This is a genomic window from Pantoea sp. AS142, assembly GCF_037152305.1.
Lineage (GTDB): Bacteria > Pseudomonadota > Gammaproteobacteria > Enterobacterales > Enterobacteriaceae > Pantoea.
In genome coordinates this window covers 579,416-593,318 of sequence record NZ_JBBCMO010000002.1, presented here as the reverse complement: position 1 = coordinate 593,318, position 13,903 = coordinate 579,416, and the positions used below count along the sequence as shown (strand labels likewise).

Annotated in this window: 11 protein-coding genes and 1 tRNA gene; 5 read left to right on the top strand and 7 right to left on the bottom strand. The window is 56.6% G+C overall.

Features of this window, described 5'->3' with window-relative positions; genetic code table 11:
- Positions 1–511 precede the first annotated feature (511 nt).
- From WFO64_RS07660 to WFO64_RS07650, 3 genes are all read left to right on the top strand, one after another.
- Positions 512–1,189: a hypothetical protein gene (locus WFO64_RS07660; RefSeq protein WP_337010392.1), complete on the top strand. Its 678-nt coding sequence runs from the start codon at positions 512–514 to the stop codon at positions 1,187–1,189.
- Positions 1,190–1,359: 170 nt separating this feature from the next.
- A complete protein-coding gene (gene mtfA / locus WFO64_RS07655) occupies positions 1,360–2,136 on the top strand; it encodes a DgsA anti-repressor MtfA (RefSeq protein WP_337010390.1) in 777 nt (258 codons plus the stop codon).
- A gap of 103 nt (positions 2,137–2,239) precedes the next feature.
- Positions 2,240–2,315, top strand: a tRNA-Asn gene (locus WFO64_RS07650).
- 571 nt (positions 2,316–2,886) lie between these two features.
- On the opposite strand, the gene WFO64_RS07645 is transcribed toward WFO64_RS07650, so the two are convergent.
- The 3 genes from WFO64_RS07645 to WFO64_RS07635 all read right to left on the bottom strand — a co-directional run bounded on the left by WFO64_RS07645 (position 2,887) and on the right by WFO64_RS07635 (position 5,910).
- Complete coding sequence (locus WFO64_RS07645; protein ID WP_337010388.1) at positions 2,887–3,042, bottom strand: hypothetical protein; 156 nt, start codon at positions 3,040–3,042, stop codon at positions 2,887–2,889.
- Positions 3,043–3,192: 150 nt separating this feature from the next.
- The gene (locus WFO64_RS07640; protein ID WP_337010386.1) at positions 3,193–4,305 is read right to left on the bottom strand and encodes a lactonase family protein; all 1,113 of its coding nucleotides are present in this window, start codon (positions 4,303–4,305) and stop codon (positions 3,193–3,195) included.
- A 195-nt stretch (positions 4,306–4,500) separates the two neighbouring features.
- The gene (locus tag WFO64_RS07635; RefSeq protein ID WP_337010384.1) at positions 4,501–5,910 is read right to left on the bottom strand and encodes an EmmdR/YeeO family multidrug/toxin efflux MATE transporter; all 1,410 of its coding nucleotides are present in this window, start codon (positions 5,908–5,910) and stop codon (positions 4,501–4,503) included.
- A 461-nt stretch (positions 5,911–6,371) separates the two neighbouring features.
- Between WFO64_RS07635 and WFO64_RS07630 the strand changes: the two genes are divergently transcribed.
- Complete coding sequence (locus WFO64_RS07630) at positions 6,372–7,826, top strand: AMP nucleosidase (protein ID WP_337010382.1); 1,455 nt, start codon at positions 6,372–6,374, stop codon at positions 7,824–7,826.
- Positions 7,827–8,679: 853 nt separating this feature from the next.
- On the opposite strand, the gene WFO64_RS07625 is transcribed toward WFO64_RS07630, so the two are convergent.
- A complete protein-coding gene (locus WFO64_RS07625) occupies positions 8,680–9,978 on the bottom strand; it encodes an NCS2 family permease (protein WP_212685931.1) in 1,299 nt (432 codons plus the stop codon).
- Positions 9,979–10,400: 422 nt separating this feature from the next.
- Between WFO64_RS07625 and WFO64_RS07620 the strand changes: the two genes are divergently transcribed.
- Positions 10,401–11,144: a response regulator transcription factor gene (locus WFO64_RS07620; RefSeq protein WP_337010380.1), complete on the top strand. Its 744-nt coding sequence runs from the start codon at positions 10,401–10,403 to the stop codon at positions 11,142–11,144.
- 15 nt (positions 11,145–11,159) lie between these two features.
- On the opposite strand, the gene WFO64_RS07615 is transcribed toward WFO64_RS07620, so the two are convergent.
- The 3 genes from WFO64_RS07615 to WFO64_RS07605 all read right to left on the bottom strand — a co-directional run bounded on the left by WFO64_RS07615 (position 11,160) and on the right by WFO64_RS07605 (position 13,897).
- Complete coding sequence (locus WFO64_RS07615; RefSeq protein ID WP_337010377.1) at positions 11,160–11,843, bottom strand: D-lyxose/D-mannose isomerase; 684 nt, start codon at positions 11,841–11,843, stop codon at positions 11,160–11,162.
- 44 nt (positions 11,844–11,887) lie between these two features.
- The gene (locus tag WFO64_RS07610) at positions 11,888–12,826 is read right to left on the bottom strand and encodes an ABC transporter substrate-binding protein (protein ID WP_337010375.1); all 939 of its coding nucleotides are present in this window, start codon (positions 12,824–12,826) and stop codon (positions 11,888–11,890) included.
- Positions 12,827–12,916: 90 nt separating this feature from the next.
- Complete coding sequence (locus WFO64_RS07605) at positions 12,917–13,897, bottom strand: ABC transporter permease subunit (RefSeq protein ID WP_337010373.1); 981 nt, start codon at positions 13,895–13,897, stop codon at positions 12,917–12,919.
- Positions 13,898–13,903: the final 6 nt, after the last annotated feature.

Sequence of the window (13,903 nt, the reverse complement as noted above, 5' to 3'; positions counted from 1 at the left end):
TGCGGTTGAAAAGAGCGGCGCTGTCAGCGCTTTACGGCAGAAAAATGAGATCTGGATCATATGTATAGCATCTCTGTTGCACAACAACCGCAATTTGGGCGGTTTTCAGCTATTCCTTAGCAAATTGCTGCTATGAAAATTAGTTTAACAGCAGTAATGTTTGACTCACTCCATCAGGCTATCAAATCCAGCGCTGTATTTTTTTCTGTCACGTGATTAATTGTAAAACTGTCGGTAAAAACAGGTGAAAAAATCTGAAAAGGTTCCTATTTTTACCGTTATAACGTACTGTATCTGGGCTGTTCGTCGCTGTCAGCCGGTTGCGTAATACGCTTTGGTGCGCTTTTTGCACTTTGCGGGTTTTTAACACCCAAAGTGACACTTTTAAAGTATCTGTCAGACAGACAAATTATTAAGTAAAATGATTTAAAGCTTTTCGGGTAACCCCCATATGTGAAGCAAATGGTTATTTACAGCAATACCGGGTTCTACTAATAAAAAGAGGTAATCAATGAAAGAACGGCCGATTCTTTTTTCCGAACAGCGTGTTCGTGCCCTGTTGGTTGGCCAGCAAACACAAACCCGGCGCATTATGAAAACTCAGGCTTTTGGTCCGGGTCAGGATCATCATGAGGGCGTACACGCTTTCGATGTAAGTGCTAACCATCAGCATGGTTACAAAATGATGTCGATGACCGACATCAGCTATCAGTGCCCTTATGGCAAACCCGGTGACATACTTTGGGTGCGGGAAACCTGGCGTGGCCCGATGGTGCCAGAGAGCGCTCTGGCCGAATATGAACGTGACCCAACGCCGTTTCGCCTGCCGGAATATTGCCAGTATCGTGCTGACAGCAATGAGCTGGGTCAGCATGCGATGAGCACCCCGAAAGCAGAAGAGTTTGGCTGGCAGACCGCCATTCATATGCCTCGCTGGGCCAGTCGCATCAATCTCGAAATTACCGGCGTTCGCGCTGAGAAGATTCAGGATATCAGTGAAGATGACATTATGGCGGAAGGTGTACAGACCGATTCGCACTTTCTTAATAACTTCTTCACGATGAACGTTAATTCTGAGTCGCCTAAAGAGGCGTATCGCAAAGCCTGGGAAAAACAGTATGGCGCCACCAGCTGGGAAGTGAATCCCTGGGTCTGGGTTATTGAGTTTAAGCGCATCGAACGCAACTAATACCTCAGCCCCCGCTTTGCGGGTTGAATCACAGACAGCGGTTGCGCTAACGGGTTGAATAGACAGTCTTCAGCCCTGTAGCCAGAATCTGATGCCAGCATTCGATGCTGGCATTTTTATGTCTGGCACGTCAGGATAGCGAAATAGTCCGGTTCTGTGCAGGAGTTGCGATGTTTAAATGGCCCTGGAAAACGCACAACGTCACCACGCTGGCTGCGCTGCCGTGGCAGCAGGGGCTGGCCCAGCCTGTATTCAGCCTGCTTGATGAGGCTGACAAACAGGCGTTGGTAGCACTGGCGAAGCGTTTTCTGCAACAGAAAACGCTGGTGCCTCTCGGGGGGACAGAGCTGGATGAGCTACGCAGCGTGCGGATTGCCCTGCTCTTTTCATTGCCGGTACTGAAACTGGGTCTGGAGTGGCTGGACGGTTTTCATGATGTGCTGATCTATCCCGAGCCGTTTAAGGTCGCCGATCAGTGGCAGGATGAAGATGGGCTGGTTCACAGCGCGCCAGCCGTTCACGCCGGACAGAGCTGGACGCAGGGGCCAGTAGTACTAAACTGGCTCGATATTCAGGACTCGTTCGATCTCTCCGGCTTTAATCTGGTGATCCATGAGGTGGCACATAAGCTGGATGCCCGCGGCAGCGGTTACACCAGCGGCGTTCCGGTGATACCGCTACGTGACGTGGCGCAATGGGAAAAGGATTTGCGGGCCGCAATGGCGGAGATTGAGAGTGAAGTCGAACTGGTGGGTGAACAGGCCGCCACGATTGATCCTTACGCCGCCAGCGATGCCGCTGAGTGCTTCGCCGTGCTCTCTGAATATTTCTTTACGGCCCCGCTTCTGCTTGCCGAACGTTTTCCCGTCATGTATCAACATCTGCGCCAGTTTTATCAGCAGGATCCCTTGGCCCGAATGGCTGCTGACGCGGTTCAAACTGTTTAAATCACGCTCGCTTTGTGTTAAAGCTAGCCAGTTGAATGATAATGTCTTTTTTGCTGTTGACACCTTCGGTCGGCGCCGCTAATATTCGCCTCGTTCAAACGATTCCTCTGTAGTTCAGTCGGTAGAACGGCGGACTGTTAATCCGTATGTCACTGGTTCGAGTCCAGTCAGAGGAGCCAGATTAAAAAAAACCGCTCAGGGAAACCTGAGCGGTTTTTTTGCTTTTCAGTCATCCCAATTCTGTCCTTCCGGCATATCTCCCTGAGCAGCTTTAGCCAGAGCCGCAGATATTTCGTCCGCAGATGCGCAGCGTGCTGGCTGAAATAACGTCCACATGTTTGTCTTACGCCGGCGTTTCTGACCGCTTAATGCGTCAGATAACTCATCAGTCAGATCAGAAGAGACCGGAATAGACACTTATTGCGGACTTCCCAACATCAGCACAAAATAACCCCGCTCAATTTTCACCCTAATAACGATTCTGGTTTCAAATCCCGCGTCTGGCAGCCATTTCCTGCTCAAAGGTATTACAGGCGCAGAGAAAGCATGCGGCAATTAAAGATGGACGACAACGGGTGACAATGGAACACAACTCACAGATTTTAAACGATTTTACCGTCAGGAAAGCCAGATTATCTATTTATGCCTGCCCCTTCACGTAGAAACGGTATGACACTTCTCCCCCAGGCCGCCAGACGCAAAAAGGCCCGCAACGTAGCGGGCCTTTAACAAGAGACAATACAACTACCGTTATTTTTCATGGTAGCGATGCACTGCCGGATAATATTCCAGACCATATAGCTGGCTGAGGGGCAGCAGCAGTTCGACGTGAATGTCATGCCCATGCTCATCCGTCGCAGGGCCGCTCAGCAGCTGTTCAAACCAGGCTATCAGTTTCTGTTTCATTTCAGGCTCTCCGCATCAGTTGATGCCCTGAGTTAACCCGCTTACACGCCCAATCTGAAGCAAAAATTTCTGCACTGCTTATATCAGATTTCGCATAAAGCGCCCTGCCCGACCGATCTGGCAGCGCCAGGTACCGTCTGCTCCAGCCCATTAGCGCGTTATCAGCGTCACCCAGTTTGCCCCTTTACCGGCCGGGGCTTCTGCAACGCGCCTGAGTTCGCCGCTGGCGGGATCGATGGCATAGCTGCCAATCACTGCGCTTTTCTCTCCGCTGACAATCAGCCATTTACCCTGCGCATCAACCGCGATACTGCGCGGCTGTTTTTCAACCGGCCAGTCGCCGATCAGCGTTAACTCCCCCGACGGTTTATCGACCCGGTAACCGCTGACAGTGCTGGAGGTGCGCTCGGTCACATAAATGAATTGTCCATTCGGCGTGATTTTAATATCCGCTGCCCAGATGCGTCGCGTCGGATCGCTGTAGCCCGCCGGGCGCTGCTCGCCATGCTGCAAAGTATATTTCTTCGCCACCGCATTCGGCCAGCGCTTCAGCTCCGTCAACGATCCCTCCGCCGCGCGCCGGAACTGCGTAATGGTGCCGCTCATCTCCGCGAGGTTATAGAGAAAACGATTGTCTGGTGAAATCACGGAATGCCGTGCGCCGCTGTTCTTCTCGCCCTGAACAAAACCGGTTCCCAGCGGGGCGAGGGTGCCATCGTCGCTAAAGGCATATTGCAATATCCGATCCGTGCCAAGGTTGCCGACGTAGAGTGAATGATTGCTGACGTCGGTGATCACTGAATGGGCGTGTGGCCCGGTTTTCACCTCTCCGGTGACCTGCGCGGTCACAACGCCTTTATCATCAATCCGGTTACTGGTGACGATATCGCTGTCATAGGAGGCGGCCAGAAGATAGCGCCCACGCTGATCGGTCGTGATCCACGGAAAGCTGGCCACAACCGGCGTCACCGCCATCTTCTGCAAATCACCCTTTGGCCCGGTGACGCGCCAGCTGATGATCGCGTAAGGCGGACTACGCAGCGCACCATAAAGTCGATTACCCTCCGGGCTGGCCGCCAGCGGCATGATCTTTTTCCCGGCAGGCGTATCGCCACGCCAATGCAGGCTGCCATTTACCTCGTTGAGCTGATAGCGGGAAACGGTGCCGGAGTCGGCATTTGATACATAAACAAAGGTTGTCGCCCACAGCGGGGGGCTACACAGCAGCGGCAGAAGGGCCAGCGCCGTTTTGAGACGGATCATAGGGTCACCTTGATAAGTAGTGTCTGCGTCAATGCGCAGCAGGCATCACGCTAACCCTGTCAGACAAGACTGGCTTTGTGCAACTGACTGAAATTATATCTTAAAGTCTGGAGATGTGACGGAGATGTTATTTTTTATGCGGGCGGTGAGAAGTGATGCCTTCCCCCGGCACCAGGGGAAGGCGTGCAGAACGCGCTATCCCGTTTTCGCGATCATCCTGTAATAGCGGTTGAGCCATTTGCCGCTGTTGAGACGCCACCAGAAGAAAATACCGCGCACCGTCCAGTCTAGGAACATGCCCAGCCAGACACCGGTGACGCCCATCCCCAGCTCAATGCCGAGCAGGTAACCAACCACTACGCGTGCGCACCACATACTGAACATCGACACATACATGGTGTAGCGCGCATCACGTGCGCCTTTAAGTCCGGCGGGCAGCACCCAGGACGCGGCCCATATCGGCATAAACAGCGCGTTCAGCCAGAGCAGGTGCTTTGTAACATTTATCACTTCCGGATCGCTGGTATAAAAACGCGCCAGCAACCCGGCCAGCGGCACCGTCATCAGCGCTATCGCGCTCAGGCACACCGTTGCCAGCCAGAAAACATGCCGCACCTGGCGCTCCGCCTGGAAGACCTGATTTTTGCCCAGACGGGTGCCGGTAATAATGGTTGATGCAGACCCCAGCGCATTGCCCGGCAGGTTGATCAGCGACGCAACCGAGAAAGCGATAAAGTTACCTGCAATTTCACTGGTGCCCATTCCGGCAACAAACACCTGGGTCAGCAGTTTACCGCCGTTGAAGAGCACTGACTCGATACTGGCAGGCACACCTATACCTAAAACTTCCATCAGAATGCTGCTGTTCCAGCGCCGGAAATAACTCGACAGCGTGATTTTCAGCGAGGCGTTAAAGCCAATCATCAGCACGTAAATGACCGCGATCGCCCCGATATAGCGGGTAATGGTCAGCCCAAGCCCGGCCCCGACAAACCCTAAACCATCCCATGAGAAGCAGCCATAAATCAGCACGCTACTGATGATGATGTTGAGGATGTTCATGCCGCCGTTAATCAGCATTGGAATTTTGGTATTCCCTGCGCCCCGCAGCGCCCCGCTGCCGATCAGGGTAATGGCGGCAGCCGGATAGCTCCAGGCGGAGGTCTGCAGGTAGCTCAACGCCAGCGCTTTCACTTTGGGATCAGCGGCACCGGCTATCGCATCAACGATCAGATGGCCCCAGAACTCAATGGCGATCACCAGTATAAAGGCGAGTATCGTCATCATGGCCAGCGACTGACGCGTGGCGGCGCGGGCACGCTTGCCGTTGCGTTTTGCCAGGCTGAATGCCACCACCACCGTGGTGCCGAGGTCGATGGCCGCAAAGAACGAGATGATCACCATATTGAAGCTGTCGGCAAGGCCGACGCCCGCCATCGCCTCTTTGCCCAGCCAGCTGACCAAAAAGGTGCTCAGTACGCCCATCAACAACACACAGGCGTTCTCGAAAAAGATAGGCACTGCTAATGGCGATATTTCACGCCAGTAGAGCGTGCGATAAGAGCGGCGTTTCGGGTACCACGCCGTGCGTCTGATCGCTTGCATCACTGCTACGCCGGGATTTTGCAAAGGATTACCAAATCAGAAGAGACTGACGAGATCTAATGATGATAGTGGGCAGAGAAATATGCAAAGTCTTTCCGGTGCAAATTAATCATGGTTACACACTTTTTAATTCTGATACGGCAGATTCTGCCTGGCTGTCCCGCCCGCTGTAGTAAACCTGATTATTTACCTGACGTTATGATCGGTTGCCAGCGCGTTACCGTTGGCTGCTTTACCGCTCTTTTATTCTCAGCGGCGTCATTAAAACCGGGGCGTCGCCCTTTTAATAGTAAAGATTTTCTTAATTAATTCTCGCACCGTCCGTTCCGACGCAACGCAGCCCTGGTCAGATTGCCCGCTTCGTTAGCGCAAAAAAACGACGATCATAGATTCTTCACCAATCTCTGCAACAAACCCGCTAAGCTTGGGGCAAATTGCGAAAAAAAATGGAAGGAGAAACCATGCCGACACTACGGAAAAACCTGACCAGCCAGCAAGCGCTGGATGAACTTGAACGCCTTTACGATGGCGCCGTCGATGCGCTGCGCGCGGCGATTAAAGCGTTTACCGAAAACGGCACCCTGCCCGACGAGACCGATCGGGCGCAGGGACTGTTTGTTTATCCGGAGCTGCGCATCACCTGGCGCGGCGAGGGTCCACAGCAGAACCGCACGCGTGCCTGGGGACGCTTCACCCACACCGGCAGTTACAGCACCACCGTCACCCGTCCGGCGTTGCTGCGTCACTATATTGCGGAACAGCTGGCGATGCTGGAGAAAGAGTATCAGCTGGAGATTGACGTGGTGCCGTCCAGCCAGGAGATCCCCTATCCTTACGTGATCGACGGTTCCGATCTGTCACTGGATCGCACCATGAGCGCCGGTATTGCGCGCCACTTCCCGACCACCGAACTGTCACAAATTGGCGATGAGACCACCGACGGTCTGTTCCACGCCGACGCACAGTTCCCACTGTCCCACTTCGACGCGCTGCGAACCGACTTCTCGCTGGCCCGTCTGCGTCACTACACCGGCACCAGTGTTGAGCACTTCCAGCCGTTTGTGCTGTTCACCAACTACACGCGGTATGTTGATGAGTTTGTGCGCTGGGCGATTGCGCAGGTGCGCGATCCCACGACCCCTTACAACAGCCTGGCCTGCGCCGGTGATGTGGTGCTGACAGCTGAAACCGCCGACAGCGAGTCAATGCTCTCTGATCTGGCGTGGAAGAAGCACCAGATGCCCGCCTGGCATCTCACCTCACCTAATCGCCGCGGTATTACGCTGATTAATATTGGTGTCGGCCCGTCGAATGCCAAAACCATCTGCGATCATCTGGCGGTGATGCGTCCCCACGCCTGGCTGATGATTGGTCACTGTGGCGGTCTGCGCGAGAGCCAGCGGATCGGCGATTATGTGCTGGCCCACGCTTATCTGCGCGACGACCACGTGCTCGACAGCGTGCTGCCGCCGGACATCCCGGTGCCAAGCATTGCCGAAGTGCAGCGCGCGCTGTATGACGCCACCAAATCGGTGAGCGGCATGCCTGGCGAAGAGGTGAAGCAGCGGCTACGTACCGGCACCGTGGTGACCACGGACGATCGCAACTGGGAGCTGCGCTACTCCGCCTCAGCCCTGCGCTTTAACCTGAGCCGGGCGGTGGCGGTCGATATGGAAAGCGCCACCATTGCCGCGCAGGGCTATCGCTTCCGGGTGCCGTACGGCACGCTGCTGTGCGTTTCCGACAAGCCACTACATGGTGAAATTAAGCTGCCCGGCCAGGCGAACCGCTTCTATGAAGGGGCGATTTCGGAGCATCTGCAGATTGGTATCCATGCTGTTGAGTTGCTGCGCGCCGAGGGCGATAAGTTGCATTCGCGTAAGTTGCGGACGTTTAATGAGCCGCCTTTCAGGTAAGTTTATCGCCGCTGGCTGGCAGAGGTTTGTTCGCTGCGCGAACGGGCTGGCGTGCTGCGCTGAGGCTGGGGTTGTTCGCTGCGCGAACGGGCTGTGAGAGGGTTTCGTTCGCCTGGTAAGTCAGGCAGTTTCAGACTCGCCGCTGCAGGCGACCGACAAGGGGGCGCCAGTCGCCGCGCCCCCTTGACCCCGGGCTCCGGCCTGCATCACCGCCGCTTCGCGGTGCCTTCGCGTCTTCCGGATTTCTCACGGAACGGCGGGACGCGCCATCCCTGGCGCGAACCCGCCTCTTCGCGACATCCCTGTCGCTCGTCCTAAAATCCCTCATCCGCTCAGCGGCTCTGACGGCCTCCCCACCCCCTCGCTGTTATTTCTTCTTTTTGGGTTGAGTACTTTATCGCTTTACGTTTCCGGGATTAGCTTTGGATTTCACGCCAGCAAACACCTCAGCTCTGCAAACATAAAAAGATATTACAGGCGGGGATTTACCAGAGGCATCCGCAGCGCTGAGGAACAACCGCAGGCCAGGATGAGCCGACAGGACGTCGGCGAAAGAACGGCACGCGCCAGGGATGGCGCGTCCGGGCGGTCCGTCGGCCGCAGGGCGTGACGAAGGCACCCCGCTAAGCGGGGCGCGCAGGCTGCCGGACGCCGGGATTGTTAAGGGGCGGGCGTCCGCCCCTTGACGCGACCGCCTGCTCAGGCAACCTGAAACGCCCGAACGCCTGGCGGGCGTAAACTTCTCAGTGCAAGCCCGCTGCAAAGCGAAACTTACTCAGTGTCAGCCCGCAGCCAAGCGAGCCCTGCTCAGTGCCAGCCCGCTGCTAAGCGCCCCCCTGCCGACAGGCAACACCTAAGCACTCAGCCATCCCAGCTTGATCACAAACAGAATTGACAGGATAACCAGCGCCGCATTCACCTCTTTAGCACGACCGCTCAGCAGCTTCACCAGCGTCCAGGTAATAAAACCAAACGCGATGCCGTTAGCAATCGAATAGGTCAGCGGCATGGTCAGCGCGGTCACGGTGACAGGCGCTGCGGTGGTGATATCTTTCCAGTCAATCTCTGCAAGACCTGAGGCCATCAGCACCGCCACAAACAGCAGTGCAGGCGCCGTGGCATAAACCGGCACGCTGGATGCCAGCGGCGAGAAAAACAGCGCCAGCAGGAACAGCACGGCGACCACAATCGCCGTCAGGCCGGTACGGCCACCGGCACTCACGCCCGCCGCCGATTCCACATAACTGGTGGTGGTCGAGGTGCCGAGCAGCGAACCAAACAGCGCAGCCGCACTGTCGGCAATCAGCGCACGGCCCATTTTCGGCACGTTACCCTGCTCATCCGCCAGGCCGGCGCGTTTGGTTACGCCCAGCAGCGTGCCCGTGTTATCAAACACATCGACAAACAAGAAGGCAAAAATCACGCTGATCAGGCCAACGTTAAATGCCCCGGCAATATCCAGCTGCATAAAGGTGGGTGCAATCGACGGCGGTGCAGAGAAGACCCCGGCAAACGGCGACAAACCGATACCCATGGAAATAAAGGTCACCAGCAGAATACCGATCAGCACCGCACCGGTCACCCGACGCGCTTCCAGCACCACAATGACCACAAAGCCGAGCATTGCCAGCAGCGGACCCGGTTTAGTGAGGTCGCCAATGCCCACCAGCGTCGCCGGGTTATCCACCACAATGCCCGCCCCTTCCAGCGCAATCAGCGCCAGAAAAAGCCCGATACCGGCACCAATCCCGGCACGCAGCGGCAGCGGAATACTGGCAATAATCCACTCGCGAATCTTAAACAGCGACATCGCGAAGAAAATCACCGCCGAGAGAAACACCGCGCCCAGCGCAATCTGCCACGTGTAGCCCATATGCAGCACAACGGTGTAGGTGAAAAAGGCGTTCAGCCCCATGCCCGGTGCCAGCGCAATCGGGTAGTTGGCGATCAGCCCCATCAGTACGCAACCAATCGCCGCCGCCAGACAGGTCGCGACAAACACGGCGCCCTTGTCCATGCCGGTCGCGCCCAGAATGCTCGGGTTCACAAACAGAATATAAGCCATCGCCAGGAAGGTGGTGATCCCGGCGATAATCTCAGTACGAACCGTGGTGTTATGCGCTTTGAGTTTGAATAGTTTTTCTAACATCATCATCTCTCGATACAGGAGACATCAGTCTCACTTGCCAAAGGGGTTTGCATGCTGATTATTCTGTTTCCGGGACATTGACGCCGGCCGCTGCCTACTTGCGTGCCAGAATCGCCTGAAATCCCTGACTTACCCACTGCCCAAAGCAATTGCCATGCCATATCCCGACGCAATCGATTACCTGGCAGAGCCGGATGCGCCTAAGAGCATTCCGAACCAAAACGAGGCGCGATTATGGTGCAATGCACCGATGCCGCGCAATCGTTTTCCTGCAGCAAACGGGCAGCCCCGAAAAACTCTGCGCCAGCGCACGCTTCCACACTCTCACTGGCGAAGCCGGTCACGTTTCAGCACACTGCCTCAGCAACCTTTTCTGGCCTGTGTAGACTCCAAAATTAACTCTTTCGTAACATTGAGGCCGCGCAATGAAGCCCGCGATTCTGGTGGTGGATGATGACCCTGCTGTCTGCGACGTTTTGCAGGATGCGTTAAGTGAACATCTGTTGACTGTTTACCGCTGTCATCAGGGAAAAGCGGCGCTAGCGATGCTCAGCGAACACCCGGAGATCTCGCTGGTGATGCTGGATATGATGCTGCCCGATACTAACGGGCTATTGGTGTTGCAGCAGCTTCAGCGTCAGCGACCGGAGGTGCTGGTGATTATGCTGACCGGCATGGGTTCAGAAGCGGAGATGGTGGTTGGCCTGGAGATGGGCGCAGATGACTACATCGCCAAACCCTTCAATCCACGTGTGGTGGTGGCGCGCGCCCGGGCGGCCCTGCGTCGTAACGGCCGCATTGCGCAGGCCGATCCTGAACAGGAGGGCTGGTATTTTGGCGGCTGGCAACTGGACGATAGCCGCTGCCAGCTGTTTAACCCGCAGCGTGAACTGGTGCCGCTGACCCAGGGAGAATATAGCCTGCTGCGGGCGCTGGTGCGTCACGCCCGCAAAGTGCTGACCCGCGATCAGCTGCTGGAGCTGACCCACAGCGAAAGTCTCGACGTGTTTGACCGCACCATCGACGTCCTGATCATGCGGCTGCGCCGCAAAATCGAAATCAACCCGCACCAGCCCGACCTGATCCGCACCATCCGCGGACTGGGCTATGTCTTTTCCGTCGATGTGGTGAAACCCGATTCGACAACGCGTATCAGCCAGATTGCCTGATTACCCCTGCTGCGCTCAGGGTAGCCAGTGCGCATAATCATTACACAGCAACCCGTGCGGCGCTTCATCTTCATCCAGCGGGTTGAAACGGGCCAGTGGCGTCAGAAACACATTGTCGTTTTCGTCGTCATTGGGCATCGACACCTCGCCCACCAGCACGTCACCGAAGCCGCTTTCGCCCCAGAAACTGTGCCAGATGCCCGCCTCCAGCGTCACGCTTTCCCCCGGCGAGAGCCGAAGCTGTACACCGGCAGCATGGGTCTGGCGCAGGCCATCCAGCGACACCGCCACCGGCGAGTCAGCCAGTCCGTCACCCTCACGGTTGTGCAGTTCGACGATCAGATTGCCGCCGCCACGGTTGATGATGTCTTCCATCTTGCGCGGATGATAGTGCATCGGCGTTAGCTGCCCTTCGCGCACGTGCATGATCTTCTCGGCGTAGGGTTTATGCCACGGCTGCCCGCCTGGCGAGCCGTTGCGCAGGGTAAACAGCGTCAGCCCGGTCTGTAAAAAATCAGCCGCGCCAAAACTGGTGAGATCCCAGCCCAGCCGCAACGCCAGAATCTCCTGCGCCACGTCACGATTCTGCGCCCGCCACTGGCTCACGCCGTAATCAGCCCACGGTGGCAGATGCACACCCTGCTGCCGGAAGAACTCGCGCGTATCTTGCAGGTAGCCGTTAACCCTGGAACGTTGCATTGTGGCCTCCTGAGTGCGGCACCGGGAAGGTGCCGCACTCAAATTTATTTCACCGTCCAGCCCTGGTAGCTGCCGATATTATTGCGATCAATCAGCTTCACCGGGATCAGCACCGGCTTACCGGGCGCAGGCTTGCCCTGCAGGATGTCATAGCCAATCTCAACCGCGTTGGCCGCCATTACCTGCGGGTCCTGGGCGGGTGTGGCGACGAACAGCGAATTCTTGCGCTTCAGCGCCTCTTCCCCGTCCGGCGATCCATCGACGCCCACGATAAAGAACTCACTGCGCTGTGCTTGCTTCGCCGCTAAATCGGCACCAATGGCGGTCGGGTCGTTGATAGCAAACACCGCATCAATTTTCGGGTTAGCCGAGAGCAGGCCGGTCATCACCTCCAGTCCGCCTTCACGACTGCCTTTGGCATTCTGATTGGACGAGAGCAGCTTGATGTCAGGATGGGTTTTCAGCTCGTTCATGCAGCCTTCAACGCGGTTCTGCACTGCAGAAACCGGCGGGCCGTTGATAATCACCACATTGCCTTTGTCCTTCAGGCGGTCAGAAATATATTTACAGGCCATTGCGCCCGCCTGCGTGTTATCAGAGGTGATGGTCGCATTCGCGCCATCGGCTGCCACGTCGACCGCCACCACCACGATACCCGCGTCACGCGCCCGCTTCACCGCCGGGGCGATCCCTTTAGAGTCCGCGGCATTGAGGATAATCATGTCGACTTTGGCCGCAATAAAGTTGTCAATCTGGCCCACCTGCTGACCGAGATCATAGCCGCTGGAGACCAGCGTCACATTCACCTTATCGCCCGCCAGCTGACGCGCCTTCATCTCCGCGCCTTTGGTGATCTGCACGAAGAAGGGATTGGCCAGATCGCCGACCGTGACGCCGATAGATTTGAGTTCTTTTGCCTGAGCCAGGCCGGTACTGAACAGCGTCGCCGCCAGCAGCCCGGTTACAATCGGATTAAAACGCATAGACCTTCTCCTGCTGTTTTCAGAATGCCAACCACTTAATGGCGTTTTTACAGAAGCGGAGGCGACATGGCGCACCCGCGCTGTTAAGCCTCAACTCACATGATGACGGGTACGATATTTGTCGATCAGGACCGCGATAATGATCACCGCCCCCTTAATCACCAGCTGCCAGAAATAGGAGACGCCCATCAGCGTCATGCCGTTATTCAGCGTGGCAATAATCAGTGCGCCAATCAGGGTGCCGGTGATGGTGCCGATGCCGCCGACAAAGCTGGTGCCGCCCAGGATCACCGCCGCAATCGCATCCAGCTCATAGCCGACGCCGAGGTTGCCGTTGGCGCTGTAAAGCCGCGAGGCGCTCATCAGCCCCCCCAGCCCCGACAGCAGGCCGCTTATGCCGTAGACAAACAGCAACACGACGCCAACCTTGATACCGGTGAGACGCGCCGCCTGGATGTTGCCACCGACCGCGTAAATATGGACGCCCAGCGTGGTACGGCGCAGGATGAACCAGCAAAGGGCGATGACCGCAAAGGCAATCACAATCAGCCACGGCACCGGCCCGAGATAGCCGTTACCGATCCACTCGAAGTTAATATCGGAGTTGATCACTGTGGTGCCATTCGCCAGCAGATAAGCGGCTCCGCGCAGGGCGGTGTAAGTGCCGAGTGTGACAATAAAGGGCGGCAATCCGGCCCAGGCGACCAGAATGCCGTTGAACAGCCCCATCACCAGACCCGCGCCCAGCGCCATCGGAATGGTCAGGGAAGCGAGCATCGGGTCCAGCGACGCCACCAGCGCCACCACCGCGGTAGTGCCCAGCATCGATCCCACCGAGAGGTCGATGCCGCCGGTCAGAATCACAAAGGTCATGCCCGCCGCCAGCACGATATTGATCGATGCCTGGCGGGTGATGTTGAGCAGGTTGGCTTCGGTAAAGAAGTTCGGCGTGACGAAACCAAATACTGCCACGATCAGGATCAGAATCGGCAGAATACCCACCGTTTGCAGCAGATCGCCCATCAGGGCGCGTTTCAGCGTCGGCGCTTGGGTACGGGCCAGTTGTGTCATGGTGGT

Bases quoted from the DNA above. Each gene is read 5' to 3' on its own strand.
- WFO64_RS07660 (WP_337010392.1), top strand. From the start codon at position 512: ATGAAAGAACGGCCGATTCTTTTTTCCGAACAGCGTGTTCGTGCCCTG.
- WFO64_RS07605 (WP_337010373.1), bottom strand. From the start codon at position 13,897: ATGACACAACTGGCCCGTACCCAAGCGCCGACGCTGAAACGCGCCCTG.
- WFO64_RS07615 (WP_337010377.1), bottom strand. From the start codon at position 11,843: ATGCAACGTTCCAGGGTTAACGGCTACCTGCAAGATACGCGCGAGTTC.
- WFO64_RS07630 (WP_337010382.1), top strand. From the start codon at position 6,372: ATGCCGACACTACGGAAAAACCTGACCAGCCAGCAAGCGCTGGATGAA.
- WFO64_RS07640 (WP_337010386.1), bottom strand. From the start codon at position 4,305: ATGATCCGTCTCAAAACGGCGCTGGCCCTTCTGCCGCTGCTGTGTAGC.
- mtfA (WP_337010390.1), top strand. From the start codon at position 1,360: ATGTTTAAATGGCCCTGGAAAACGCACAACGTCACCACGCTGGCTGCG.
- WFO64_RS07620 (WP_337010380.1), top strand. From the start codon at position 10,401: ATGAAGCCCGCGATTCTGGTGGTGGATGATGACCCTGCTGTCTGCGAC.
- WFO64_RS07645 (WP_337010388.1), bottom strand. From the start codon at position 3,042: ATGAAACAGAAACTGATAGCCTGGTTTGAACAGCTGCTGAGCGGCCCT.
- WFO64_RS07625 (WP_212685931.1), bottom strand. From the start codon at position 9,978: ATGATGTTAGAAAAACTATTCAAACTCAAAGCGCATAACACCACGGTT.
- WFO64_RS07635 (WP_337010384.1), bottom strand. From the start codon at position 5,910: ATGCAAGCGATCAGACGCACGGCGTGGTACCCGAAACGCCGCTCTTAT.
- WFO64_RS07610 (WP_337010375.1), bottom strand. From the start codon at position 12,826: ATGCGTTTTAATCCGATTGTAACCGGGCTGCTGGCGGCGACGCTGTTC.